The organism is Rhodococcus oxybenzonivorans, from assembly GCF_003130705.1.
Lineage (GTDB): Bacteria > Actinomycetota > Actinomycetes > Mycobacteriales > Mycobacteriaceae > Rhodococcus_F > Rhodococcus_F oxybenzonivorans.
Genome location: NZ_CP021355.1, coordinates 332,772 through 358,665 on the forward strand (window position 1 = coordinate 332,772; position 25,894 = coordinate 358,665).

The 25,894-nt window shown below is 64.7% G+C and carries 26 protein-coding genes and 3 pseudogenes; 9 read left to right on the forward strand and 20 right to left on the reverse strand.

Annotation, left to right across the window (positions count from 1 at the left end; all coding sequences use genetic code 11):
• Positions 1–143 precede the first annotated feature (143 nt).
• The 5 genes and pseudogenes from CBI38_RS32520 to CBI38_RS32540 all read right to left on the reverse strand — a co-directional run bounded on the left by CBI38_RS32520 (position 144) and on the right by CBI38_RS32540 (position 3,965).
• Positions 144–941: a hypothetical protein gene (locus tag CBI38_RS32520; RefSeq protein WP_109335659.1), complete on the reverse strand. Its 798-nt coding sequence runs from the start codon at positions 939–941 to the stop codon at positions 144–146.
• Positions 941–2,874, reverse strand: a pseudogene (locus CBI38_RS32525) (hypothetical protein). Before CBI38_RS32525 ends, CBI38_RS32520 begins: the two are co-directional and overlap by 1 nt.
• Positions 2,871–3,215, reverse strand: coding sequence for a hypothetical protein (locus CBI38_RS32530; RefSeq protein WP_109335660.1), 345 nt, complete (start codon positions 3,213–3,215; stop codon positions 2,871–2,873). Before CBI38_RS32530 ends, CBI38_RS32525 begins: the two are co-directional and overlap by 4 nt.
• A 226-nt stretch (positions 3,216–3,441) precedes the next feature.
• Complete coding sequence (locus CBI38_RS32535) at positions 3,442–3,627, reverse strand: hypothetical protein (RefSeq protein ID WP_109335661.1); 186 nt, start codon at positions 3,625–3,627, stop codon at positions 3,442–3,444.
• Positions 3,628–3,737: 110 nt separating this feature from the next.
• Positions 3,738–3,965: a hypothetical protein gene (locus CBI38_RS32540; protein ID WP_109335662.1), complete on the reverse strand. Its 228-nt coding sequence runs from the start codon at positions 3,963–3,965 to the stop codon at positions 3,738–3,740.
• Positions 3,966–4,218: 253 nt separating this feature from the next.
• Here CBI38_RS32540 and CBI38_RS32545 point away from each other — a divergent pair, with 253 nt between their 5' ends.
• On the forward strand, positions 4,219–5,163 hold the full coding sequence (locus CBI38_RS32545; RefSeq protein ID WP_109335663.1) for a phospholipase D family protein: 945 nt from the start codon (positions 4,219–4,221) through the stop codon (positions 5,161–5,163).
• A gap of 610 nt (positions 5,164–5,773) precedes the next feature.
• Here CBI38_RS32545 and CBI38_RS32550 read toward each other — a convergent pair.
• The 4 genes from CBI38_RS32550 to CBI38_RS32565 all read right to left on the reverse strand — a co-directional run bounded on the left by CBI38_RS32550 (position 5,774) and on the right by CBI38_RS32565 (position 10,896).
• Positions 5,774–7,420, reverse strand: a complete 1,647-nt coding sequence (locus tag CBI38_RS32550) for a flavin-containing monooxygenase (RefSeq protein ID WP_109335664.1) — start codon at positions 7,418–7,420, stop codon at positions 5,774–5,776.
• 153 nt (positions 7,421–7,573) lie between these two features.
• The gene (locus tag CBI38_RS32555) at positions 7,574–8,719 is read right to left on the reverse strand and encodes an acyl-CoA dehydrogenase family protein (RefSeq protein ID WP_109335665.1); all 1,146 of its coding nucleotides are present in this window, start codon (positions 8,717–8,719) and stop codon (positions 7,574–7,576) included.
• 153 nt (positions 8,720–8,872) lie between these two features.
• On the reverse strand, positions 8,873–9,139 hold the full coding sequence (locus CBI38_RS32560; protein ID WP_109335666.1) for a helix-turn-helix domain-containing protein: 267 nt from the start codon (positions 9,137–9,139) through the stop codon (positions 8,873–8,875).
• Between the two features lie 176 nt (positions 9,140–9,315).
• Positions 9,316–10,896 carry a long-chain fatty acid--CoA ligase gene (locus tag CBI38_RS32565; protein ID WP_109335667.1) on the reverse strand — a complete coding sequence of 527 codons (1,581 nt, stop codon included), beginning with the start codon at positions 10,894–10,896 and terminating at the stop codon, positions 9,316–9,318.
• A gap of 248 nt (positions 10,897–11,144) precedes the next feature.
• Between CBI38_RS32565 and CBI38_RS32570 the strand changes: the two genes are divergently transcribed.
• The 6 genes and pseudogenes from CBI38_RS32570 to CBI38_RS38630 form a co-directional block, all read left to right on the forward strand.
• On the forward strand, positions 11,145–12,044 hold the full coding sequence (locus CBI38_RS32570) for an SMP-30/gluconolactonase/LRE family protein (protein WP_109335668.1): 900 nt from the start codon (positions 11,145–11,147) through the stop codon (positions 12,042–12,044).
• Between the two features lie 2 nt (positions 12,045–12,046).
• On the forward strand, positions 12,047–13,021 hold the full coding sequence (locus tag CBI38_RS32575; RefSeq protein ID WP_204165045.1) for an NAD(P)H-dependent flavin oxidoreductase: 975 nt from the start codon (positions 12,047–12,049) through the stop codon (positions 13,019–13,021).
• Between the two features lie 20 nt (positions 13,022–13,041).
• Positions 13,042–13,926, forward strand: coding sequence for a crotonase/enoyl-CoA hydratase family protein (locus CBI38_RS32580; protein ID WP_109335670.1), 885 nt, complete (start codon positions 13,042–13,044; stop codon positions 13,924–13,926).
• Positions 13,927–14,145: 219 nt separating this feature from the next.
• A complete protein-coding gene (locus CBI38_RS32585) occupies positions 14,146–14,511 on the forward strand; it encodes a WhiB family transcriptional regulator (protein ID WP_109335671.1) in 366 nt (121 codons plus the stop codon).
• Between the two features lie 122 nt (positions 14,512–14,633).
• Positions 14,634–15,009 (forward strand): annotated as a pseudogene (locus tag CBI38_RS32590) (phosphate signaling complex PhoU family protein); the annotation flags it as partial.
• A pseudogene (locus CBI38_RS38630) lies at positions 15,010–15,488 on the forward strand (hypothetical protein); the annotation flags it as partial.
• 239 nt (positions 15,489–15,727) lie between these two features.
• Here CBI38_RS38630 and CBI38_RS32600 read toward each other — a convergent pair.
• The 6 genes from CBI38_RS32600 to CBI38_RS32625 all read right to left on the reverse strand — a co-directional run bounded on the left by CBI38_RS32600 (position 15,728) and on the right by CBI38_RS32625 (position 19,590).
• Positions 15,728–16,198 carry a hypothetical protein gene (locus CBI38_RS32600; protein ID WP_204165046.1) on the reverse strand — a complete coding sequence of 157 codons (471 nt, stop codon included), beginning with the start codon at positions 16,196–16,198 and terminating at the stop codon, positions 15,728–15,730.
• 371 nt (positions 16,199–16,569) lie between these two features.
• Entirely contained in the window at positions 16,570–16,827 is a 258-nt protein-coding gene (locus CBI38_RS32605; protein ID WP_109335673.1) for a hypothetical protein, read from the reverse strand.
• Between the two features lie 135 nt (positions 16,828–16,962).
• Positions 16,963–17,109: a hypothetical protein gene (locus CBI38_RS32610; RefSeq protein WP_230990408.1), complete on the reverse strand. Its 147-nt coding sequence runs from the start codon at positions 17,107–17,109 to the stop codon at positions 16,963–16,965.
• 40 nt (positions 17,110–17,149) lie between these two features.
• Positions 17,150–17,737: a hypothetical protein gene (locus CBI38_RS32615; RefSeq protein ID WP_204165047.1), complete on the reverse strand. Its 588-nt coding sequence runs from the start codon at positions 17,735–17,737 to the stop codon at positions 17,150–17,152.
• Positions 17,738–17,974: 237 nt separating this feature from the next.
• Positions 17,975–19,066 (reverse strand): hypothetical protein, encoded by a 1,092-nt coding sequence (locus CBI38_RS32620; RefSeq protein WP_109335674.1) that lies wholly within the window; start codon positions 19,064–19,066, stop codon positions 17,975–17,977.
• A 68-nt stretch (positions 19,067–19,134) separates the two neighbouring features.
• Positions 19,135–19,590 carry a hypothetical protein gene (locus CBI38_RS32625; protein ID WP_162603344.1) on the reverse strand — a complete coding sequence of 152 codons (456 nt, stop codon included), beginning with the start codon at positions 19,588–19,590 and terminating at the stop codon, positions 19,135–19,137.
• A gap of 380 nt (positions 19,591–19,970) precedes the next feature.
• Between CBI38_RS32625 and CBI38_RS32630 the strand changes: the two genes are divergently transcribed.
• A complete protein-coding gene (locus CBI38_RS32630; RefSeq protein WP_162603345.1) occupies positions 19,971–20,609 on the forward strand; it encodes a hypothetical protein in 639 nt (212 codons plus the stop codon).
• Positions 20,610–20,770: 161 nt separating this feature from the next.
• Here the strand turns inward: CBI38_RS32630 and CBI38_RS32635 are convergent, their stop codons facing one another.
• Positions 20,771–21,277: a cupin domain-containing protein gene (locus tag CBI38_RS32635; RefSeq protein ID WP_109335677.1), complete on the reverse strand. Its 507-nt coding sequence runs from the start codon at positions 21,275–21,277 to the stop codon at positions 20,771–20,773.
• A 327-nt stretch (positions 21,278–21,604) separates the two neighbouring features.
• Complete coding sequence (locus tag CBI38_RS38635) at positions 21,605–21,823, reverse strand: hypothetical protein (RefSeq protein WP_204165048.1); 219 nt, start codon at positions 21,821–21,823, stop codon at positions 21,605–21,607.
• Positions 21,824–22,505: 682 nt separating this feature from the next.
• Here CBI38_RS38635 and CBI38_RS32650 point away from each other — a divergent pair.
• A complete protein-coding gene (locus CBI38_RS32650; protein ID WP_109335680.1) occupies positions 22,506–22,694 on the forward strand; it encodes a hypothetical protein in 189 nt (62 codons plus the stop codon).
• A gap of 79 nt (positions 22,695–22,773) precedes the next feature.
• Here the strand turns inward: CBI38_RS32650 and CBI38_RS32655 are convergent, their stop codons facing one another.
• The 3 genes from CBI38_RS32655 to CBI38_RS32670 all read right to left on the reverse strand — a co-directional run bounded on the left by CBI38_RS32655 (position 22,774) and on the right by CBI38_RS32670 (position 25,820).
• Positions 22,774–22,977 carry a cold-shock protein gene (locus tag CBI38_RS32655; protein WP_073365012.1) on the reverse strand — a complete coding sequence of 68 codons (204 nt, stop codon included), beginning with the start codon at positions 22,975–22,977 and terminating at the stop codon, positions 22,774–22,776.
• 1,401 nt (positions 22,978–24,378) lie between these two features.
• A complete protein-coding gene (locus CBI38_RS32665; RefSeq protein ID WP_162603346.1) occupies positions 24,379–24,672 on the reverse strand; it encodes a hypothetical protein in 294 nt (97 codons plus the stop codon).
• A 317-nt stretch (positions 24,673–24,989) separates the two neighbouring features.
• Positions 24,990–25,820: a ribbon-helix-helix domain-containing protein gene (locus CBI38_RS32670; protein ID WP_109335683.1), complete on the reverse strand. Its 831-nt coding sequence runs from the start codon at positions 25,818–25,820 to the stop codon at positions 24,990–24,992.
• Between the last annotated feature and the right edge of the window lie 74 nt (positions 25,821–25,894).

The following is a 25,894-nucleotide window of genomic DNA, read 5'->3' on the forward strand; positions in this document are numbered from 1 at the left end:
CGAAGGGGTTCTTGCTATCCGATCCCACCGCGCTTCCGGCATTGCGAGGAGTGCTAAACGAGATAGCACTCCGCGATAGCATCGATTCCGCGATGCTGACCTGCCGAAACGACTTGTCCGCCCGTGGTTCGGTCCGTCTGAGATCAGATCCAGTCGATGTGGACGGATTCGATGTGGTCGAAATGGAATCCGAACTGGTCGCTGTACCTGTCGAAGCCCTTGTTCTCCGGGTAGTCGAGAGTGGCGTGCCGCTCGAGCAAGGCGACGACCCGGGCGTGATCATCGTTAGCGAGGGCGGCGGCGAGTTCGCGGGACTCGTCAGGGCTGAACGGGGTGTCGGAGTTCGCGAAATCCAGGGTGCGGACCCGGTAGTCGTAGCCCTCGTCGGCGCCGTTGCGGACCATCACCCCACCCTTGACCCGGATCACCGCGGTCTTCGGTGTCCCATCCGGGCGCAACACCCCAGCCCGCTTCATGATGTCCTCGGCCCGCACAGTCTTGAGTTTCTTGCTGGCGTCCGCACGCAACTCGTTCGTCTCCCCCGACCGATACCGGGACACCGCCGAGCGAGACCGCCCGATCTTCGCCGCCACTACGTCGATACCACCCAATCGTTCGATCGCCGCCCGCCGTTGCGCCCGCTCGAGCACATCCGCGTGGGGAATGCGGCCCTGTTGCGCCCACCGGCGCAGTGTGCGGTCCGACGGCGGGGTGCGGCCGGCGTCGACCGCCGCCTGACGTAAACCCTCGTTGCCGAGTTCGGTGCGCAGTTGTTTGACCGTCACCTTGCTGGTCAGCCCGGCCAGCCCCCCGGATTTGACCTGCTTCGACTTCTCCACCCCACTAGTCGCAGCGTTGGCGACGGACACCTTGAGGCCGTCGAGCCCGACCGCTTGCTGCGCCGGCTTCGTGGTGCGGGGTTTGGGAAGATGCAGGGCCATCAGAGCACCCCCGCCCCGTCATCGCCGTCGTCGGCGAAGGCGTCCTCGTGGTCGGTGAAGGCGGCCTTGATCGCCAGGTTCACCTCGTGCACATCCGCCGCCGACGCCACAGCGTGCAGGAGGGTGTCGGTGAGGGCCACGTCCTTTTCCACCGTCATCTTCCCCAGCGCGCCTCACTTTCGTCGGCAATGTCCTGACCGTCGGGGAGGAGGTACACCCAGGAGTCGGTGACGGTGCGGACCGGCCAACGATGGTGTTCGCGGGCGATGCGCATCGCGACGCGGCGGCCACGCCACCGGCAGTGCGCGATGATCGACGCCCGCCACAACGGTTGATGATGATGCTGCATCCGGGTCGCGGTCCACATGTCCGGGTTCACCATCCGCCCGATGTACCCCTTGTAGCAGGACCCGATGAACCCCTTCATCGCCGCGTCCCGGGTGTCCACGGCGGTTTTGCGGGCCTCGCGCAGGATCTTCGCCCACTTGTCCAGGACCCGCCCCTGCTGCGGATACACCCAGGCCTCGGTGACGTCGAGGTCGTCGAGATCGGCGCCGATCCCACCGTCCGCGACCGGCTCCCGAAGGGCATCGAGGGTGACGGTGGTGACCCACGTCTGCACCGGCTGATCGGCGAGCATGTGCGGATGCGGCAACGGTAGTTTCTCCGGCAGCGACAAGGTCTGCCCCGCGGGCAGGGTGATCCGCCACAACCCGAACGGGGTGCCCTTCTCCCCCACCGCTGCGGCGGCCGCCGCCCCACCGGTCAGATGTGTGGGTTGCCCGTAACCGAGTTCGAGCATCCCCGCCGAGGCCAAATAGGCGGCGCGTTGATCGATCGACACCAACCGGCACGCATCCTCGAGGTCGGCTGCTTCCGGTACCCGGGTCCAGCCGACCGCGGGCTCGAGGTCCCCGCGCGGGGCCCCATCGAGCGGCGGGATGGCGCCCGGGGTGGTGACGACGATGCCCTTGCCCGATCGGGTGCGTTCGCGTTTGATCTTGTCGATGATCGCCGCCCCGGTGCGGGCCGGTGTCGGCCCGGGGAGCACCCCGAGATGCTGTGCGCACCACGCCAGCCGGCGACCCAACTCCCGGGCAGCCGCCAGGTCGTCGTCCGGGAGATAGGTGCCCGCGGCCGGTGAGCCGAGGACACCCATATCGCCGATCCGGTTGTGCCAACCGAAGTCCTTATTCCAGTAGGTCCACACATACGGTTCGATCACCACATCGACCATCGAGGTGAAGTTCCCGATCGTGCGGGACAGGTGCACCACATGCCCGGGTTCGCCGCGCAGCTCCCACCCCGCACCGAGCAACGGTGGCAGGGTGGCATGGAGGGTGGCGGTCAACTCGGATGCGGCGCTGGTCCGCAACGCTTCCATGTCGTCGACGTCGTCCTCACTGCCCGGATCGATGACCCACCCGAGTAGCTCACACGCAGCCACCCCGACGACCCAGATCTGCGCGGGTGCACCCAACGGGGTCAAAGACGCCCAGCGAATCAGCTTGTCCAGCTTCTCGAGTGAATCGACCGGACCGGTCAGCTCCCGCCCGGACGGGGTATACGTCCCGGCCGCGGTCACGATCAACGCATGCCCATCCGCGGCCTCCCCCGCCGGCAGCGCCTCCCACACCGGCGGATCGGACGCGACGGTCCCGGCCTCGACAGTGTTCACGTCGGCGGTTTCCACGTCGGGAGATTCCGGGCTCGTGGGAGTTTCGGCGACGTCAACCTGCTCGTCCGACTCAGCGTCCCCCTGCTCGTGTGATTCAGGGTGTGTGGCAACGGTGGGTTCCGAGCCCGCCTCGTCGGTGACACCCGCCTGATCGGTTGAGTTGGGGGAACCGTCTTTTTCGCAGGATTCGGGGGGCGTCGTCGGGGTGGTGTCGGGCAGTGTGAACAGGGGAATTTGCTCCCACGGGGAGCTCATGACTCCTGCTCGGCGATCCGGCCGTCGAGATCGGCCGGTGGGACGCGGTAGCGGTCGAAGAATTCTTGCAGGGCAACGTCCACGACATTGGTCACCGTGGATTGGCGATCGTTCACCAGCCAGTTCAACCGGGCCTCAGTCGAGGCCAGGACCCGGGTGTTCAGCGGAACCTTCGTCGGCCCCTTCCTCGGCTCCAGCTTCGCCGTCAACTCCGGACTCGGCATTCCCGACCCGGAGACACCTTCCGCACCGGAACCTTCCTTCCCCGACCGAGCGGCACCGCCGCGCCCACCCCCGGTCGGGCGGCGGGCGCCGCCTCCGGCATTTCCTACCTTCGCCATATCCACCCACCCGTCTTGACCCGTGTACGACCGCGTTTAAATCATCCTACGCACTACACGCCTTATTGCACGCATCTACGCGGGCGAATTCGCTTGCACATCTGCGCGCGGAGTTCGGTGCAGGGTATGCAGAAGTTCCGAGAGGCGGTCGTCACGCGTTTCCATGACCACCGCGCCTTCCTCGCGACACCCGAAGGCGGTGTGATCCCGCCAGATCCGGGACTCGTCACTCCACCAGCGTGATGGGCACCCCGGGTGTGATGTAGAGGTGATGTCGAGCGCCGCCGTGGGTAAGGGACATGGTCACTCCTATGGTGTGTCCCTCGGCGAAGCGGGAGAGCAGTTCGCGGGTGGCCTCGAATCTGGTGGGGCTGATGCCGTAGGTGACGCCATTGAAGATGAGGCTGGGCACCCTATTCTCCTTCTGCTGACCGGTGGATCGTTGCGGAAAGTGTTGTGACACCTCGAACGGCGAGGACGCCAGGTACCGTCGCGGTCCGTGGGGTATCGGCTCTGGGTGGGTTACCAGCGGTAGACGATGCTCGGGTTCGGCTCGTCGCTGCCGCGAATCGCAATCGGAGTCGCCGGTGTAATCAGCAAACGTACCGTCGAGTTTTGGCTGACAAAACCGACGAATCCGCCGTTGCCGTTGTTTTCGAAGATGCCTCTGACAGCGTCCTCGAGGCCGTGCGCGGCGGCCGCGTCGGCGAGCGGATAGCGGACCCCGTCGTAGATCGCTTCGTAACTCATGATCCTTCTCTCGCTGGTGTCGTGGTGCTCACAGCGTAAGAGTGCTGGACCGACGGTTGTGGCCGGTACCGACACATTTTCCTCAGCTGAGACTCGGTCGAATCGCTGCACTTGGGGCGACCGCGGTCAGCCCGCTCCACGCGACTGTCGACGCGCGCCGGGAGCGACGGACCGGCGGCGCCCCCCTTTAGCTTCTTTTAGCGTTGCCGGGACCGGCACCACACCTAAGGCGCGCCGGTTACCGTCTGTCGGTATGGGGACCACCTTCCACGGGCCGAGCCCGTGGCCGCACATCACCCGCGCCATCCGCACCCGCGGCGCCCGATACGCCGCGATCGGCTACCTCGGGCAGGACGCACCCGAGCTGCTCCCGCTGCGCGCCGGGGACCTGTTGGTCGTCAACGCCTCCAAGGCCGCCATCCGGGCGCACGCCACCTCCCCCGCCGCCCTCTCCTACTATCTGAACAAGGGGGTGCGGGTGCTGTCGTCACCGACCCTGCACGCGAAGGTGATCGCTACCAGTACCCGGGCGGTGATCGGGTCGGCCAACGCATCCGAAAACTCCACCCTCGCCGACGACGCCGTAGTCATCACCGACGACCCCGACATCGTCGCCTCGGTGCGCACGTTCATCGACGGCCTCGACGAGATCACCGAGGTCGATCAGGTGTTCCTCGACGACGCGATCCTCGAGTGGGAGATCGGCCGCGCCGTCCCACTGCCCGGGGTCACCGGCCGCGTCCGCACCGACACAGATTTCCTGCCCACACCGGCGCGCCGGATGTTCGTCAAACACGCCGTCGATTACGAACCCACCGACACCGAACAACAGGTCCTCGACAACCAGCGGGGCCGGCATTCGACGGCGGGCGGGCCGGTGGTGAAGTACCAACTCGAGTCGCTCCGCCTCGACACACGCGGCACCCTTCGGCGCGGTGACGTGATTGTCTTCGTCGACACCGGCGACGAGTGGATTCACCCGCCGGCCGTGGTGATCTCCGATCCGATGCGGATCCCGCGGTCCGGTGGAGCGGTGCTGTTTTTCCTGCGCACCCGCACCGACCTGCCACCCGTGCCTCTCACCGACGCCGAGAAGGCGCTCACCGACCTCGGGCACCCCGGGTCACGGCTACGGACCGATCACTACGTCCGCTCCCCCAGCCTGCGGACCGCGATACTCGCACTATGGGACCTCTGAGCGGACATGGCCACGAAATGAGCCGCGCACCAACACCAACCGCCCATTCTCCTCGAAATGCTTCGAGGTCTGCACGGAACTCGTCGGCGCTCTCTCCCACGAGATCCCATACTCGACAATGCCTGGTGTGTAACTGCCGCTTTCACCCTCAACGGCGAACACAGTCTCTGTCGATGCCACCGAACCGATTCCACCACTACCCACTCCCCACGAGAAGTCACTGCCTGGGTGGGTTGATACCCATGAGCCACCAGACGCGCGCCGCGACTTGCACAATATGTCGCCCCGACTTGCGTTGCTAGCTAGCGTAGCGTGGTTAGCTATCCCGGCCTTGTCGTCACGGCCGCGGAGCGTCTGAGCGCATGCTTGATGACGATGTCATTTCTGCGACAGGCCATCCGGTTTCGGCGGGGAAGATAGAGGACCGGGCTGCTGGGGCACTTACGTCACTGTGCTGAAACTATTCCCTCCCTCGCCACGAGGGGCACGACATTCAATCACCGACCACTCAGCGACCGAACGATTCGCCGCGCGAGTACTTCCAGTGCACCGTCGGGACGACGCCGCGTGGGCCGCGGGATGCACCGTGACCCACGCGTCCTCTCTTCGGTCAGTTCGTCTCGAAGGCGTCGTAGCCGTTGGTCTTGATCTCGTCCCACCGCGCGAAGTACTGGGGGACGCCGCCCGAGTAGTTGAGCATCTGCGCCGGCTTGCCGGGCACGTTCGCGCCCCAGTACCACGAGCGGGCTTTTGTGAACATCGAGTTGAGGAACAGTTCGTCGACGTGTGCACGCCATTGCTTTTCGGATTCTTCGGTGTTTTCGAACCGGGTGATGCCGTTGTCTCGCAGGTGCTGCAGGAACTCTACAACGAGCTCACCCTGGTACTCGGCGGACGTCGGGCCGTTGCAGAAGCCGGAGGGGCTCTGCGGGCCGTAGAGGAACATCATGTTGGGGAATCCGCGGGTGGACAGGCCCATGCAGGTGTCGACGCCGGACTTCCACTTGTCCTGGATACTCAATCCGTCGACGCCGGTGATGTCGATGGCCATGATGCCGCCGCTGTTGTTGTCGAAGCCCGTGGCGAGGACGAGCAGATCGCATTCGATGACGCCGTCGTCGGTCTCGATCCCGTGGGGCAGCACCCGGCGAATCGGGGTGAGATTGGAGTCGATGACATCGACGTTGCTCTGGTTGATGACGTCGAAGTAGTCCTGCTCGAGGGAGGGGCGCTTGACGCCGTAGGGGTGCGGCGGTGTCTCGGGCGCCACGATCGCGGCCTTCTTCGGATCGGTGACTCGCTCGAGGACCTTGTTGCGCCAGAAGTCGTAGAAGGTGCGGTTGGCCTCCTCGTCGACGAGGATGTCCTGGAAGTTTCCGAGCCACATCTCGAAACCTCCCTCCGCCCACATCTTCTCGTAGATCGCGTCGCGTTCCTCCTTGCTCAGGTCGGCGGCGTTCTGCGGCAGAAAGTCGAAGTCGAATCCAGCAAAGGCCTTGTAACGTGCCTCGAACCGCTCGGGCAGTCCCTTCCGGAACTGTTCGTTGTCGTCGTGCGTGAGTGTGCGTTGTTGCATTGGAATCGCCAGGTTCGGGGTGCGCTGGAACACCGTGACGTGTTCGGCGACGTGACCGGCTTCCTGGACGACCTGCACGCCACTGGACCCGGTGCCCATGACGACGACCTTGCGGCCGGTCATGTCGACGCCCCCCTGCGGCCAGCGAGCGGTGTGGTAGCAGTCGCCGGCGAACGAGTCGAGCCCCTCGAGGTTCGGATACAGCGGCTTGGCGCCGAATCCGGTCGCGATGATTACCTGACGCGCCTTCTGTACCTTGCCGTCCGCGGACCGTGCGGTCCACTGCCGGACCTGCTCGTCCCATCGGCAGGACTCGGCGAAGGTGTCGAACACGACGTCGCGGGTGAGATTCAGTTGTGAGTCGACATACTCGAAGTAGTTCCGGACTCCGTCGTGCCCCGGATACAGTTCAGCGAAGTCGTACTTCTTCCATAGTTCTTTGTGCGAGAACTGGTAGATCTGGCCGGTGCTGTCGGTGCGTGCACCGGGATAGCAGTTCCACCACCAGATTCCGCCGAGTCCGCCTGCGGCGTCCCAGACCTTGGCGGTGAAGCCGAGGTCGCGAAGCCGGTCCAGCGCGTACAGGCCGGAGAAGCCTCCGCCGATGATCAGGACGTCGAGCACGTTGTTGTCCGAGTGTGAGCCGGTGCGGGTGGCCGTGTCGGCCTGGGATGCCGTCATGTCGTTCCTCCTCGAGATTTTCCCGGGACGTGCATTCCCGCCCGGACGCCTATGACGTTAGAAGCGATTGTGTGATGTGAAGTGTCCGAAATCGAATCACGGGGACACACGTCATCTTTCGTTCACATACGCAGTGCCAGAACACTATCGGGTTCAGAATCCGAGATCACGGCCGATCAGTTCCTTCATGATCTCGTTCGACCCTGCCCAGATTCTCGAGACCCGCGCATCCCGCCACGCCCGAGCCACCCGGTATTCGTTCATGTAGCCGTAGCCACCGTGCAGCTGCACGCAGTGGTCGATCACCCGGTTTTGCACGTCGGCGGTCCACCACTTCGCCTTCGCCGCATCGACGGAGGTGAGGTCACCGGCCACGTGCGCCTCGACGCACCGATCGACATATGCCTGCGTGACCTCGATCTGTGTCACCAGGTCGGCGATCAGGAACTTGTTGTGCTGGAAGGTTCCGATCGCCTGACCGAATGCCTTTCTCTCACGGCAGTAGTCGACGGTCTCGTCGAGAATCTGCGCCGCGTGCGCGAGGTTGGCGATGGCACATCCCAGTCGCTCTTGGGGTAGGAACGACATCATGTGGATGAACCCGTGATCGAGCTCGCCGATCACATCGGCGTCGGTGACCCGCACGTTGTCGAGGAACAATTCTGCGGTGTCCGCTTCGTCCTGGCCGACCTTGTCGAGTTTGCGGCCGCGCTCGAATCCGGGCAGGGATGTCTCGACACCGAAGAGGGTGATGCCCTTGGCCTTCTTCTCCGGCGAGGTCCGTGCCGCGATCACCACCAGATCTGCCGAATACCCGTTGGTGATGAACGTTTTCGCGCCGGAGAGCACCCAGCTGCCGCCGTCGCGTACCGCGGTGGTCTTGAGCGCGGCCAGATCCGAACCTCCGCCTGGCTCGGTCATCCCGATCGCGGTGAGCATCTCGCCCGAGCACACCCCTGGCAGCCACCGGGTCTTCTGCTCGTCGGTGGTCAGATGCACCAGATACGGTGCTACGACGTCACAGTGGATACTGACGCTCGACGCCAGAGCTGCGTTGACCTTCGCCAGTTCCTCGATGAGCACCGCGTTGAAGCGGTAGTCGCCCGCGTCGCTACCTGTGTACTCGGCCGGAACTTCGAGCCCGAGAAGATCGTGTTTTCCGGCTTCGAGCCAGAAGTCTCGGGGCAGCGCCTTGTCGGCCCGGACGTCCTCGGCGCGCGGTTCGAAATACCGCGCCAGGAATTGGCGGACGGAGTCCCGGTAGGCCGCGTGGTCGTCGCCGTAGACTGTGCGTTTCATCGTTGATCATCCTTCGGGTCGGTCCGACGTCACCGCCTGCTGCGGTGGCGCGCGAGGAGGTCGGGTAACCCGAGGGTCACCCGTTCTGCGCCCATCGTCTCCGCTCCGAGTCGGGTGGGGATGTCCCGTTATGCGACAGGGGATTTCGGGAGGTCAGGATCCGTAGCGTCTGTTGTCCAGGCCGAGCGCACGGATTGTGCGGTACAGCGTCGACCGGGCGACCTCGAGCCGATCCGCGGCGAGGGACTTATTGCCGTCGGCTTCGTCGAGGGCACGCACGATCGTGTCCCGCTCGCTGCGTTCGAGGGAGGTGAGTTGTCGACCCGACCCGGGTGCGCGGTAGTCGTCGGGGAGGTGCTCGAGTCTGATGTCGAATCCCATCGACCTCGAGATGGCCGTCGACAGCACCGCCGACGCCACGACTGCTCGAACTCCGGCCGCAGGCCCGATGGAGCACTCTCGTACGCGTCGATGTCACGATCACCCACCCGCGCCCGGATCCGGTCGGTCACCACCCATCACCACCTCGTAAAACCTCGCAGCCAGTAGACCCATCATGTAACCGAGGTCACATCAGTTGTGAGTGTCCCAGACCGCTACACGTCGACGTCCGCGCACCACATTTGCCGCATCCGCGTCTTGTTGAGCTTGCCCACCGACGTCTTGGGGACCTCGTCCACCCGTACGAACATGTCCGGAAGCCAGAATTTCGGCAGGGTCGCCGCCAGATGTGCCCGCAGTCCGTCGTCGGAAACGTCGTCGGTCAGCCGGACCCACGCGACGGGACGTTCCTGCCACGTCTCGTGCGGCACCGCGATGACCGCGGCCTCGAGCACGGCCGGGTGCAGCAGCAGCTTGTTCTCCAGCTCGACGGAGGAGATCCACTCCCCGCCGCTCTTGATGAGGTCCTTGACTCGATCGCGGATCTCGACCTGACCGTCGGGGTGGATCACAGCGACGTCGCCGGTCCGCAACCAACCGTCATGGAACGCGTCGCCGGCATGGTCGTCGTCGAGGTACGTGCCGGTTACCCAGGGTGAGCGAGATTCGAGCTCACCGGTGGTGAATCCGTTCCACGGCAGACTTCGACCCTCCTCGTCGACGATGCGCACCTGGAACAGCGGCAGGGGCCGTCCCTGGCTCGCCGGGACGTGACCGAAGGTCCCCATCGGCGAGGTCTCGGTCATACCCCACCCGTTGACGGTCGAGACTCCGTGCCCGGCCCACCAGTTCACCAGCCCCGACGGCGGTACCTGACCGCCCAGCCACAGAGTGCGCACGCTCCCAAGGTCGTAGCGGCCGGGATCGGCGTCGAATCGCTCGCGCATGAGCGCGGCAACGGCCGGTGCGCCCACGACCACGTCCGGGGTCTGCTCGGTAGTGATGCGCAGCAGCTCGGCCGGCGAGGGGTGTGGCCCGGGAAGGACGAGGCGAGCGCCCTGCAGTACCCCCGCGTGTGGAACACCCCAGCTGTGGACGTGGGACATCTGCGTGGCCAGCAGATACGAGCGCGACCCCTCGATCGCGACACCACCGGCCGCACTGATCGCCATGGCATGCAGCACGGTGCTGCGGTGGCTGTAGACCACTCCCTTGGGCAGCCCTGTGGTGCCGGAAGTGAAACAGATCGACGACGCGGTGGTCTCGTCGAACTCCGGAAACTCCTCGATCGGTACGGCCTCGAGCAGGAGCCGATCGAAGGACCACCACGTCACCGTCGAGGACATAACACGATCGATGCCGTCGAGAGTGCCGAAGACGACCACGTGCCGGATGCGCGGCAGACGCGGGAGGACTTCGGTGAGCACCGGCACAAGGTCGGCGTCGATCAGGACCACCTCGTCCTCGGCTTTGTCCATCGTGTAGGCGATGTTGTCGGGCGACATCCGATGGTTGACAGTGTGCAGGATCGCCCCGGACGCCGGGACGGCATAGTAGGCAACGAGGTGGTCGAAGGTGTTCCACGCCAGCGTCGCAACCCTCGTCCCGAACCCGATTCCCATGTCGTCGAACGCACCGGCGAACCGGCGGGTGGACACGCCGAGATCGCGGTAGGTGAACTCCCGGTCTCCACGGGCCGCGTCGCACGAAACTCCGACCCGGTCGGCGAACACGTTCTCGGCGTGCCACAGCAACGAGCTGATCAGCAGTGGACGATCCATCATCGTGGTGAGCATGGCGGTTTCCTCCGGATCCGGTGGGTGAGCGTGTGACCAGCGTCCATGTCGAACCGCCTTATGGACCGTCCGAATTCGCGACATTCACCCGATCCACACGCCGCTTTGCAGTGCACTGTCGCGTTGTAGGACACCCGCATCGCATCGCAAGTCGCGAGACTGGGCTCACACCACCCGTACGGGTCAATCGAACTTCGACGGATGGCACAGCACGTGGCACGAGCAGAATCCGGGAAAGAGGTACCGACATGTCCGATCGTCAGCTCACCGAGATCGCGGCGGGCTTCACCTACACCGAGGGACCCCGCTGGCGTGAGGGCCGGCTGTGGTTCGTGGACTTCTACACCCACTCGGTCAACGTCGTGAACGCCGACGGATCCGTCGAACGGGTCTGTACCGTCGATCACCAGCCTTCCGGCCTCGGCTGGCTCCCCGACGGGCGCATGCTCGTCGTCTCGATGAAGGACCGCAAGATTCTGCGCCGCGAAACCGACGGCTCGCTCGTCGAACACGCCGACATTTCCGCCCACTGCCGCGGCTACGCCAACGACATGGTGGTCGCTGCGAACGGACAGGCGTACGTCGGCGAATTCGGGTTCGACCTCATGGGCGGAGCCGACCACGAGCACGGCGTCGTCGTTCTCGTCGACACCGACGGCACCTCCCGCGTGGCCGCCGACGGGCTGTCCTTCCCGAACGGCATGTGCATCTCCCCGGACGGAAAAACGCTCTACGTCAACGAATTATTCGGCAACCGCATCTCCAGGTTCGACATCGCCAGTGACGGAACACTCGGCCACCGAGAAGATTTCGCCTCTTTCGAAGACCTCGGCGACGAACCGAACGTCGAGAAGCGGCTCGCGGCATGCACGATAGCCCCCGACGGCCAGGCCCTCGACGCCGAGGGCGCTATCTGGATCGCCGACTGCGTCAACCAACGCGCTGTCCGCTTGGGCGAGGGCGGAGTCGTCCTCGACGAGGTGAGCACCGCACCGCTAGGCGTGTTCGCGGTCGCCCTCGGCGGCGACGACGGACGCACCCTGTTCCTCTCCGTCGCACCGGATTTCGACGAGTCCCGGCGCAGTGCAGCGCGGGAGGCCAAGGTTCTCGCGACGACCATCGACGTTCCGCACGCAGGAAGGCCGTGACGATGCTGAATACACGCTTCACCGAGGCTTTCGGTGTCGAACACCCCATCGTGTGCGGAGGAATGACCGGCGTGGGCACCGCCGAGCTGATCTCCGCAGTCGCCGAAGCCGGCGGACTCGGGTTCCTCACCGCATTGACCCAACCCACACCCGAAGCACTCGCGACCGAGATCGTCCGGTGCCGGGAGATGACCGACAAGCCGTTCGGCGTCAACCTCACCCTGCTCCCGACTGTCAATCCCGTCCCCTACGACGAGTACCGCGCTGCAATTATCGACGGCGGCATCACCATCGTCGAGACCGCCGGCAGCAATCCCCAGGAGCACGTCGCAGCGTTCAAGGCCGCAGGGATCAAGGTCATCCACAAGGCGGTGGCAGTTCGGCACGCCGTGAAGGCCCAATCAATGGGCGTCGACGCGGTGAGCATCGACGGGTTCGAGTGCGCCGGCCACCCCGGCAACGAGGACATCCCGGGGCTCATCCTCATCCCCGCCGCGGCCCGCGTCCTCGACATCCCGATCATCGCCAGCGGCGGGTTCGCCACCGGGGACGGGCTCGTAGCAGCACTCGCCCTCGGGGCTTCCGCGATCAATATGGGCACCCGGTTCGTCGCGAGCGACGAAGCGCCCGTGCATCCGAACGTCAAGGCCCAGATCGTCGCCAACGACGAACGCCAGACCATCCTCGTGTTCCGGGAGTTCCGCAACACCGCTCGGGTGGCCCGGAATTCGATTTCCGAGGAGATCGCAGCCCTTTCGACCCGGCCGGGCGCAGAATTCGCCGATGTCGCGGACCTCGCATCCGGGGTACGCGGACGCACCGAGGTGTTGCAGAACGGCGACATGGACGGCGGAATGTGGTGGGCCGGCCAGTCCCAGGGCCTCATCGAGGCCGTCCTGCCCTGTAAGACGATCATCTCGGACATCGTGAGCGACGCCGAAGCCGCCATCCGCAGGATCGCCGCCGACCTCACCTGACATGTAGGCAAGGAACAATCATGGAATACACGACCATCCGCCACGAGATCGAGGAAGGCATCCTCACTGTCGTGCTCGACCGTTCCGACCACCTCAACGCATTCACCGTCGAGATGGCCGACGAACTCGAGCACACCTTCGTGTCGGTGAACGATAACGACGAGGTCCGAGCGGTGATTGTCACCGGTGAGGGACGCACCTTCTGCGCCGGCATGGACCTGTCGAGCGAAGGAAACGTGTTCGGTCTCGACGAGTCGAAAAGGCCGTCCCTCGCCGACATGCACGATCTCCACGACCCGAGGCTGCGCCGGATCCGCGACACCGGCGGCCGCGTCACCCTCGCGATCCACGGCTGCCGCAAACCGGTGATCGCCGCGATCAACGGTGCGGCTGTCGGAATCGGCGCGACTATGACGTTGGCGATGGACGCGCGTCTATTGTCGAACAGGGCGCGATTCGGGCTGGTGTTCGGCAAGCTCGGAATCGTGCCGGAAGCCTGCTCGACCTGGTTTCTGCCCCGGCTCGTCGGCCTGCCCGCAGCGCTAGATCTGGTGTACCGCGCAGAGATTCTCGATGCCGCCGCCGCGCACGAGGCCGGGCTGGCGCAGGCCATTCATGAACCCGATGCGCTGCTCGGTGAAGCGCGGGCACTGGCGGACGCGTGGACACTCGACCGGTCCCCGGTATCGGTCGCACTCATGCGCCAGATGCTTCTGCGGAATTCGGCGGCACCGCATCCTGTCGAGGCCCATCGCGTCGATTCCCTGGCCATGTTCTACACGAGCATCTGCGACGGCGACGAGGGCGTGCGAGCCTTTCTTGACAAGCGCCCACCCCAGTTCCGCGGGAGGGCATCCGAGATGCCGCCGTTCTACGAGGCGTGGGTCGATGCCCCTTCCTCATGAACGTCTGATCGAGCGCAAACAGACACAGAAGGGCTACTGGCGGATGACCACGGACCGAATCGTCGTCGTGGACGGTGCACGTACTCCTTCGCAAACAGGATATTCGGTTTCGTTTATCGGGAACGCGGCATAACCGATACCCGTCACCATGGAAAAGCTTCCTGGCGTGGTCCGGATCCGTCTCGGCGGCTCCCACGTTCCGGGAAGGAAGGAACCGCAGTGCTGCCCGTAGGACCCTCATCGCCGCCCACCGACGAGATCACCCCCGGCGACCGGGACTGGCGGGAGGACGCCGCGTGCCGCGGTGTCGAATCGTCGGTGTTCTTCTCCCCCGACGGCGAGCGCGGGACCGCCCGAGCCCGCCGCCAATCCCGCGGCAAACAGATCTGCGAGGGGTGCCCGGTTCTCGTGCAGTGCCGCGATCACGCGTTGAGCACCGGCGAGCCGTACGGCGTCTGGGGCGGCATGACCGAAACCGACCGCCGACGACACGCCCGCCGGCTGGGTCGCGGCGAGCACCGGCCCCTCGAGCCGCGGCACCCTCGACCGACCTCCGCCGGCACCGGGGACGCGGCCTCCTGGTAACCAGCGGCCTGCCGATAACTAAGCGGGACGAGCGCGAAGCCCCGGCGGAGTGCCCGATGATGATGCGATGCGGATAACAGTTTCACGAGCAACTCGACGACGTGACCGACCGGCTGGCGTCGATGTGCCACCCGGGCCGGGGAGGCCATCGACGCCCTCATCCGGGCCGACCTTCCTCTGGCCGAGCGGGTGTCGACCTCACCGAGCAGATCGAGAGTCACACGGTCCGTGCGAGGAGCAGGCACTGGCGCTGCTGGCGTTGCAGGCCCGGTCGCCCGGGACCTGCGCCAGGTCGTCACCGGAGTGCATCTGGTGTCGGATCTGAGCCGAATGGGCGGGCTGGCGCAACACGTCGCCGAGAACGTGCGCCGCCGGCACCCGGACCACGTCACCTCCGGGGAGGACAAAGAACTGCTCGCCCGGATGGGGCGGGTGGCGGGCGAGCTGGCCCGACTCGCCGAACAGGTGCTCCGCAAGCGTGATCCGGCGCCTGCGGCGATAGCGGTGCTGACGCAGCTGCGCACTATCCTGGACCTGACCAACACCGAGATCCAGGTCGCCGAGACCCGAGTCACCCAGGCCAGAACCGAAGCAGTCCGGCGCGAACTCCTCGAGAACGCCGAGAACGCCCGCGGCCGGGCCGAGGCCATCGACGCCGCGATCCGTGACGTCGGGGGAATCCCCGAGCTGTGGTCCGCCCGCGGCCTGGACCGGCCCCTGAGCACCGTCCGCGCCACCCCACCCTCCTTAGGGGAACCGCTCAGCCGGGGCGGGCACGCCGAGGACGTCGCAGTCAAAACCCTGACCGCGAGCCGCGACGCCGCTCTCGAGACCGCCGAGAAGGTCACCCGCAGCAGGGCGCCGAGGGCGCCGGGGGTGCCCTGCGTTCAGTCCCCACCGGCACCGCCACCGGTGTCCCGGAATCGGGCGAGTTGCCGATCGAGGACTTCGACGAGCTCAACATCTCTCATGCGTTAATCCACCCCACGGATGATGCGACCAAGCTGCCCGCACCAGGAAGCGCACCTTGTCTAGCTGCACCGCGCCGGCCAGCACACCACAAGCGAACTCGCCGAAAAGCTGTTCAATGTCGCCCGCTCTACGGTCTACCGCGCCATCCGCCGCGCCGACAGCGCACAACGCCCACCGATCGGACCCTGAGTGTCAGATCCCCGATTGGGACGTGCACAGCCCGCCAGGACACGCCCGGACGGGGTCAGCAACGACGAACGCAACTCGCGTCCAGCTGCGCAAGCAACAGTCGGATCCGCGCGAGACGGCGAGCGTCGGTCCACAGCCACATCGACACGGAGATGGCGAAGAGGATGGTCCAGCCGGTGTCAGCAGTCACGCCCCCGCCGAGGAACTCGTCAAGGCACTTGACCGGCAACAAGACCAGCCCAACGGCATTGAAAATGATCCAGCGCGTTCTCGACTTCTTATGGCGGATCAACAGGTCACGGATCACCTCGCCGTCCGCCTCTGCCGGCAGGGGGTCGCCGTGTTCGATGGCTTTCCAGACGACGCACTCCTCGGGGCGAAACCGTCCGGTGCGCAGACGCCAGCGTCCGTAGACGGCACCGGCAAAAACGCACGCAGCCGCGACGACGACTGCGAAGACGAGCGACTCGAGCATGGTAGGTACTCCTGGGATGTCCGGCGCGGTGACCTGTGTCCGCGATGTCATCTCAGCTTCCGCTCGCTCGGCCATCCGGAAATCAACCGTGGGGTGGGCAAACGGCCCACCTAGGTGTTCCGTCCCCAACCAGCGGCTACGCCAAATCCGCCCGATTCTCGGCGGATACTACGGCGACCCCCCTGGCCGGTCCGAGAAATCTTCCGAATCGGCCTTGCTCGTTTGCGGTTGGTGACAACAGCCTCTTTCCGGCGGCCTGGGCAGGCCACCGTCCGCGCCCCCTTTCTGGCGTATACGGTTCCCACCCTCTCCACGTCGTCGAGCAACTGCACCACCTCTCCGTTCGAGGTGATGTCTACCGACCAGATGACTCATACATGGCGAAGGAACCGCGCGTGTCGCCCCGTAGTCCGGTCAACAGATCACCACTGATTCGCCTTCCGTTCAGGCTCGGCGGGGTGGGCGGCTCGAGGCTGCGTGTTTCGCTCCGGGATCCCGCCGGAGTCCGCAGGTTCGAGCTGCGTTGGGGCGCACGGTGCGGCGGGTCGCAGCATGTGGCCGAACTCCTCCAGGCAGCCGGTGCGCACGTCACCGAATTCGGTGACTGAGGTTTCGCAGGTGGGGATGGCACATGGGGTGAAGAGGTCGAGCTGGGTGAGTTGGTGTCTCGGCTCGGTCATGGGGGTTGCGTTGCCTTGTCCTTGGTGCGGGCACTCCGGGCAGATAGCTGCTGCCCGGTGTGCCCGTTTGGGGCCGATCTACGTGGTGGTCAGGATGTGTCCGCCATGCACTGCATCAGCGGGCTTGATCCGGTGTTAGACTTCGGCCACCTGGGCGCTGGCCGCGGCGGCGGCGACGTCGATCGTCACCTTCTCCAGCGCGGTTCGTGGCACATTCCAGTACCGGCCGTCGTCGCCGCCCAGCTCGGCGATCTTCACCTTGGCACCGTTCGAGAGGACCACGAACAGGGTGGTCGGATCGATATTCCGGGCCTGCTACCACTCAGGAGTGGTACGGGGGTTCGATGTCCGGATCGTCGACGACGACGTCGACACGCGAGTCGGCTACAAGCCGATCGATCGCGGCCGGGCTTGCGCCGATCGACGCGAAGTGAGGATCGATGTCGCAGGTCACGCACCACGTGCGATCGGCTGGCCACACGAACGCGGGGGTAGGTGCTTCAATGTCATCCAGCAGTGTCTTGATCTGGGCGTCCCAGTCGGCGACGTCCTCAAGGGTTCCGTGGAACAGGAAGTAGTCGCGGCCCGGGATCGAGATCTTCGGTGTCGGATCGTCTGCGGTGAAGCTCGGCCACCCATCCCAGATGCAGAAGTAGCAGTCATCAGGCGTGCCGGTGTAGTGGGCAAGCTCGGCCAGGACGACCCCAAGTTGTTCGTTGTCCGACAGCCCCTCCGGGTCGCGTTGGGCATCACCTTCCGTTTGTGCCGGATAGGCCGGGTCTGGGATGAACCGTAAGCGTGCGTACTTGTCGAAGGCGACCGGGTCGCGGGCCGCCAGCCGCGACCAGTTCTCGTCTCGTTGTTCGAGCCAGCGCGCGGCCGACAGATCGACACACCGTGTGATGCTCATTCGACCAGTGTGACCGTTCTGGCGTTTCGTGGTGTCACCTGCGACACCACGGAAGCGTCGAGAACGTGCCAGACCTCGATCGCTGACCGGACGAGGACTCGTCACTGCTGGTTGTGTGGCTGCATGTGTTTTGCAATGTTGCAATCGCAATCGTCTGGCGAAGGGCGCGTTCACCATACGCACATTGCTGGAGGCCAGAACGACCGACGCCGGTTGCCCCGGGCGGTGTACGCCTAGCTAGCTGCTCTGGAAGAAATCGCTTCGTGCGGCATCGCAGAGATCGCGATAGTCCATGCCGTAGACGGTCGCGGCGAAGCGAAATGTCTCGATTGCCAGCGCGAGCGGCCTGTCATCGTCGTACGTTGCGCGGGCATAAGTGGTGAGTGCCTCGTATTGCTGGACTTGCTCTGTCGTTCCAGGCAATCCCGACACGATGGTGCGGCTGATTCGAGGATCCTTGTCCAGTCGTGCTCGCGCTGGCCAGTAGTCGGTGAACTCGCGAGGGGGGATATCGCCTGCATCCATTGAGTTCAGAGCGTCGCGAATCCAATCGATATCGGCGATACCCGCCCGTTCGAACGCCCGGTGCACACACCATCGGGCGAATGCTCGCTGCCTCTCCGGCGGAGCCGCCTCAATCCGGTCGATCAAGTCCCGGTCCAGGCCCGCCACGTACTGTGACGCGTACACGGCCTCGAGGGCAGGGGTGAGGGGCCTTCCTCCGAACTCCTGAAGTTGGGCGCGTGTTGCTTCCGCTTCCGCACTGTTGGGGGCGACCCGCTGGATCTGGCCCTCCTGGTCGAAGACGTACACATAGTCCTGGTTGGGTGTTGGATGCTCGACGGTTTCATCTGCGGACCATGCCGCGTCGGTCTTATGGAGCCGTCGGATGCCGGGGGCACCCGCATCCGATGGCTCCATCAGCCATAGCTGAATGAAATATTCTTCGGTCGGTTCGGTGACCTCGAGACCCGCGTTCCGGTCGCGCCCCTTTGCGTGTGCCCGGACGCCGTACCGGCCCGGAGCGATGGGATCGAAGTCGGCGGCGCGGGTGCCGTCGATCTCCATTACAAGGATGTCCGTGACTGCGACAATCTCGGACTCCTCAACCACTTCCCAATCCGAGGTGCGGGTGTCGTCCGGGCCGGCGGAATCGAGGATCTCGATCGAGAGGCGGGCCGGGCCGTAGGAGATCCCGGTAAAGCTCGAGATGAACCCCGGCCCGACCTCGATCAAGGTGCCCTGCTCTACCGCGTCGAGGGTGTAGGCATCGGCCGTTCCAACCGTGAACTGGTGGTGATCAACTCGGACCACGCCTTCCATCAGCATCTGCGTACACCCTCCTTCTCGTCAAGCAGGTCGGCACTGTCCGCCGGCGATCGGCGGTGGTTCCAAGGTCACGGGCGGAGGCGACGCAGTCCCCATCGCGCGGGCACGAGGAAGACCCCTGCGATCAGGAGGACAAGCGCGGCTTCGGTGAGTTGGAACTGTCGGAACCTGTTGTCGGCGTGATAGCGCACTTCGAAGTGGTCGGCACCCTGAGTTCGCAGGCAGGTATCGAAGTCCCGTTGCTGCTCTTGGTAGAGGTTTTCGGTGCGGGCGTTGTAGTCGGCGTACGTTTCGTCCGGGCGTTGGCCGAAGTCGTCGTCGCTGTAGATCGCACGAGCACAGTGCTGCTGGTCGATGTCGACGACGTTCCCGCCGACGTCGACGTAGTCCGATCCGATCGAACAGGAATCGAACCAGTAGCCGGTGTTTCCGGAGGATGCGTATGCCGCAGCACCGCTGAGCGGCCGGGCATCGATACTTGCCGGCGCGTAGTGCGGACGGGCCCCGAGTTGCAGTCCGACCATGATCGCCACCGTCGCACTTCGCCACGATCGGCGGAACCGCCGAAGCGATCGCCGCTACGCTGGCCCTCACAGATGTCGACGTCGTCGCCGACGACCCGGACATCGAGCCGCCTTACTACCACTGAACGAATCCTCGGCTGTGCCTTGCCCCGAAACCTTCGATCCGACCGCGGGATCGATCGACCGCAGCTGCACAGAGACGGTCAACCGATCCCGCGCATGCAACACGGCGTGTTACATAGCCAGTGTTCTGTCGCAGTAGAGCGAATGTCCTCCAGCGCCACTCGCAACTGCACCGGGTCGCCGCCGAGAGGCTCGACCCCGATCGGGATAGATGCTCTCGCCGACGAGGCGGATTGCGCCAATGACATCATTATCAAGTGAGACTGACGATTCCCCGAGAGCGCTCAGCGGCGTCTGTGATCCTGGTTTTCACCGGGCTCGGCGCGCTGCTCAGCGTGCTCGGACTATTGGCGTGGCGTTACGCGACTCCCCTGGGTAACCCCGTCCACGTGGGCATTCCACCGCCACCACCGCCGCCCATGGATGACGGCAAGATCGGCTACATCTACATCATCGATGGCTACACCTACATCGATGGACCTCACTGGTTCCCGGCAACTGTCTGGTTCCTCGTTGTCGGAACCGCAATAGCGTTCATGACCGCGGCGTTGCTGATTCGAACGGGCTGGAGGCTTGTCCACGCCGCGCCGGGAGAGCCGGGGGAACGATGGCCGATCGTCGCCGCCCTATCAGCATTCGGCGGGCTCTTCGGCCTTGCAGTTTCGATCGCTGGTCGAGCCGCCCAGCCGCGGATCTACTCAGTTGTTCAGTCAGAGCCGCGTGACCCTCAAAATCCATATCCCGACTCGAACCTCATTCACTACGACATGGGCCCGACCTGGGTGATGTTCACCGGCGTGGGCGTTGCCGCCGGCCTCATAGTAGGAAGCATGCTACTTCTCGCCAATTTACGAGCAGCGCACACTGACGGCGGCGCGCAAGAGTCGACGTCCTAGGTCGTACCGGTCGTCGATCGGCGTACGGGGCGGGCTGCACACGGACCTTCCGCAGCGTTGTCGAGCCACCCCTGTGTCTAAGCCGATGGGCTGACACGAGAGGTAACGCGCACTTTGCGTCAGCCGATCTACTCGAACACAACAGCGCGAACGTGCGGGCGTCACGGCGGTGTCAGGGCGTATCGGGCGATCACGTCGGGCAACCAGTCGGGTTCGCCGAATTGCAGACCGTAGCGCTCGGCAAGTGCGGCGATCTCTGTGACATCCGGTTCGCCGGCGGCGATCAGTTCGGACATTTCCAGGAAGCAATGTTCGAAGCCTGCCGGACTGATGATCTCGATCATGCGCGCCGGCACGGTGCCGGCGTTCCACATGGCGTGCATCTCCCCTCGGGGCTTGGTGATGTATCCGCCGGGTTCGAGAACGGCCTCCCGGTCGCCGGAGCGGAATCCGATCACACCCTGGGTAACTATCGAGAATTCGTCCTCCCGCGTATGCAGATGCGGCGGCACCAGCGCACCGACCGGGAAGGGGTGCTCGACGACCGACAACACCCCACCGGTGTCACGTCCCCAGAGCTTGAATTCGACCCCAATTGGGCCCAGATCACCGGTCTGGCCGGTCCCCGAGGGCACGACGACCAGCGGTGGGGGATCGGTTGCATCCACGCTTCTCACCTACTCACCGGCGTTGAAGATCGGGTCACGAGTTCTCTGCTCAACTTTTCGCTGACGGTGCAGGCATTGTCAACGTCCTCGAGGCATGGCCGACCGATGTTCTTAGCCGGCCATCGATACGCAGGCGATGAAGACTCCGGATGGGATGGCGACGGCCAGGACTCGACACTGTTCGCAATGTTGGGCTGGCGATGGTGTCGATTGTGGAACCACCAGCGGGACGAGAACGGCGCCGAGCGCATGTCCGGCTGCCGGCGACGCCCGTCCCGGGACGGGATCGGCAACCGGTGAGAGAACAGGGGCTCACGAGTGCGGTCGTCACTGGCCCCTTGTATCGGGCTCGGCGAGGCCGGGTTGTACACAGGGGACTCGCTGTCCGTTCATCATGTGTGCGGTAGCGGTGGGATTACTCCGCCACGGGGCCCGCAGTAGCGCGACGATGAATCCGTCCTCGGCTACTGGAGCTTCGAATTCGTCGAGCGTGCTCCTGATCAGGACGCTGTGTACATCTGCGGCTGCGGTGGCCGTGAGGACCATCCATGACTCTTTCGGCAAACTCCCATCTGGCTCCGGTGGAGCGGAGCGTTGAACGCTCAGCCGTTGAAGATGCGCCGGGGGAATCCCCGATCGAGTGGTGGAGCTAGAGGGTGCGGGCTCAGAGTGAGCATCGAAGGTAACGACCAGACGCCGGAATCCTGCTCGACGAGCACGGTCCACCGGTTCGTGGCGTCCTCAAGTACCACAGCGGCACTGTTCGGGCGAGCGACCAGTCCTACAGGTATGAGCGGGGGCACAATTCTCAGGATCGGTGAGTCCAGTTCGTCAATCGCGCATTTCACCGCTGGATGGCTCCGGAGATCCTCAGGCATAGCGCCGACTCTAGGCTTGTTCCCGACCTGTAGACGGACGTCTAGTCAACTCGATGACCCGTACCAGGACGAGATCGACGCCCAGCGAACAGCCAACAGCAGTCGGCGCGCTTCCCGTAAGCCGATCCGCTTCCGGTGCTACGAGTCGGGGTCGAGGGCCTGGAGTCGACGCCGCACGCTGAGGCAGTCCCGGAATGGGAAGCTATCGCCCCTCGGGTAGTGACTCCGATGGCCCGAACCACTACAAAGGAATGAGGGCTCGTTACGCGTCGGGGCGCGACAGACGAGTCGCTAGCGCGTGATCTGTGTGGAGAGCAACTCCTCTGGGGGCGCAATTCGGAGGAGACCGCATGAGCGTTCCGCGGGCACGATCAGATGCGGATTGGGAGCGGCAGATTTCGACTGAACAGCACGGCCGCCGAGTCCGGGAACGCTCCCGATCGGCACCGGCCGGGAAACTGGCGTCGATCGCCGACTACTACCGGGCTGTTCTCCCTGCCCATGAGGCCGACGCTCCACCTGACGAGCACGACGAGTGACCCCATGTGTTTCCGTATTCTCGAACGCAGGCCGTACCGAAGGAGGACCGCACCCACCGGATGCGGTCCCGCCGACTAGTTAGACAGCCCGCACGTTCGTGGCCTGGGGACCCTTCTGCCCCTGGCCCACCTCGAACTCCACACGCTGGTTCTCATCGAGGGACTTGAAGCCGCTGCCCGAGATTTCCGAATAGTGCACGAAGACGTCCGGAGTTCCGTCGTCGGGTGCGATGAAACCGAAACCCTTCTCACCGTTGAACCATTTCACAATGCCCTGCGCCATGCCGATACTCCCTACGACCTCGATCCGGGCACTCACATCGAGTTCCCGATCTCGATACCACTGATCCTGCCACCCGACGACGGATCGGGGCCGACCGCATCTGACCGGCGGAACGTGCATACTGCACGACATCACCGCAACTCCCGACATTGCCGCCAGTCGCTCATCGAGCGCCGGGAGGGGGATCGGTAAGTGGTATCGATGCGTCCGAAAGCGCTCTCTCGGCGACAGGCACGGCCACTAGGGGCAACGTCGTCACCGAATCCAATCATCGCAATCAGCCGAAGATCGGGCCGAAGATCGTGACCAGTGGGTACACCGTGTACCAGTAATGGTCACCGAGCCAGTACCACATCGGGGAAGGGGACATCGGAGATCCCCTCGTCGATCACACGGCAAGCGCTCGCGGCCACCCCGACCTACGTCAACGTTCGCCCAGCTGGCCGGCCCTGTCAACCGAGCCCCACACATCAAGGACGCCAGGCACTCTGAAGGATCGGTGAACGGCACGGTACATGTTGGTCTTGGCTACCGTTGTTCTCGTGGCCGATGCAAAAGGACCAGAGACGGATTCCCGATGGGAGGCATCCGAGCTGGCGGAGACCGCCGAGGCGGAGTCGAGGTGGATAGACCAACGTCTGGCTCCATTTCGGGCACACACTGTGAGCTCGATAGTTCCGACCGGGTTCGAGTCGTACTGCCGAATCTTTCACCCCGCGTGGACCGCATATGAGCGTGACGGTTCAGGGGAACGGCCCCTCCGCTGGAACGTGGTCACGGCCCTGAGCGGTGCCGTGTCCCATCCCGCGATGGAGTGGGATTCCATCGTTCGGGGCGTCAGTGAGTCGTCGCGAATTTGGGCAGATCCTCCTCGGCCTGGGGAATTGAGAGTCTATGAAGCCGTGGAAGTGGCGAGGGTGCTGGCCGGTCACACCACAACCCCTGATGTCTGTTTCTTTGCCTTTACAGCGCTCGACAACATGGTCGAGTCTTTCTGCGGCGTCACTTCACGGCCGACGAAGGTCGGGAAGCGGCCGTTTCATGTATTCACTGGACCGATTGGCCGCATCGCGTCTTCGATCGGTCCTTCGATCGCTCTGTCGAGGCCGAATCTGTGGTGGCCCAGAGATGCCGCATGGTGTGTTGGTTCAGACGTCGACCTGATGACGACGTACGTGGGAGCATCCCGCAGTTGCGTGGAGCAGCTCGTGGCCCTTCAGTCGATCGAAGCCATGCCCGTGCCAGGGGACCAGTCGATATTGCGGTCAGCCGACACAATCAACGATTGAGTTCGATGCCTGCATCGGGTCGGCCGCTTCGAATTAAGACCCGATCAACGATCCACTTGTGGTGTCTCATGAAGTCGGATCTCGATAACGGCCAATTCTGCGACACATCAGGTCATTGCCGCAGCCGGCAGTCGTCGTTGCGCCATTCCCCATCCTCGAGCACCCACGGCATGTTGTTGTCGGGCTCCTGAGGGGCCGCCCAAACGGTATCGACGAACCCCCGGCTTCCGTCGACGCGTGCCGTGACCGACACGAGCTCGCGCGGCGTGGCTTGGTTGAAGTCACTCAGAGCGACATACTCCTTCTCCGAGAACGTCTCCTTACATGTCTGAGTTAGCAGCTCATAAGCCTTGACTCCGTCCCCCTGATAGAACTCCCGCTGATGGATCTCTGCCACATGCTGCAACGCGGCCTGCGGATCCTCAGCGGGATCAGGACCGTCGGGCTCCGACGAGCACCCCAGTAGAGTGCAGAAACGGTCGCAGTGAGACGACAGTGGCGAGTGAGCTTCTCATCTCACATGAATTCCAAGGTCACCACAGCCGAAACCGCCTAGGACCGACTAGGCGCCAGGCGGGGCCGATTCGCGTAGTCACAGGACCGAGGACGTGGATGATCGCGATGTGCCCTCGCAGGTGCGGTTCCACCGCCCACGAGTACCGGACGCTGCTCGATCAGTTCGGGTGGAGTGGAGTGGAGTGGAGTGGAAAGTTGTCCGGCTGATCAGTCCGGCTGCGTGCGGCGCCGTTCCTGGCGACGGACGTGGCGAGCCAAGAGATACGCCCGGTTCTTCTCGCTGCGGAAGATCTCGTGGTTCACAGCGTGTTCGATCATTCCCGGGGCCTCGAGCACCCGCTCCGCGGCCAAACGCATCAACTCGGCACGATCGGACCCCACCAGTGCGGCCAAGGCGTCGAGCCTGTCCCGCAACGGGGCATCGAAGTGCACATTCACCCTGGCGGAAAAGATCTCGGGCCTAAGATCGCGCAACGGTGCGATGTTCTCCAGGTCCCCCGCGAGATCACCAGGCTCATCGAGCAGGCGCCGAAGGGCAACCCGAACAAGCGCGGTGCTGAGCTTGTCCCCGTGCCGGCCGGCGAGGCCCCAGACCTGTTGCTTCGCTGAGGGGTTGACCATCACCTCGACCTTGTCGGACAGTCCGGTCCGCCCCGCCTCGCGGAGCATCGGATGCTTGTAACGGCCGGGGGCTTCCAGAAATCGGTGCAGCGCAATCCGCATGAGTGCACTGACCGTGGTGCCGTACTCGGCGGCCAACACCCTGAACTTCTGCGCGGTCTCCGGCTCCAGTTTGAGCGTGAGCATGACCAGCGGGACCGCCCGCCGGACTGCCGAGAGTCGCCGCGCCTCCTCGAGACGGTTGCCGACCGCTTTGGGCTGGGTGACCAGTCGTCGGCAGGCGACGCGGATCAGCGCCCCGAACCGGCGCGGGCCGATGCCCTCGGCCATCTCGTCGAGTCGGTATTTGGTCTCCGGGTCGAAGCGCAGCGCGATGGGATCACCCACCGGGATCCGCCCTGGCCTCGACTCCGTCATCCCTCCATCTTCTCGTCCTTCTCGTCCTTCTCGTCCTTCTCGTCCTTCTCGTCCTTCTCGTCCGCCGGTGCGCA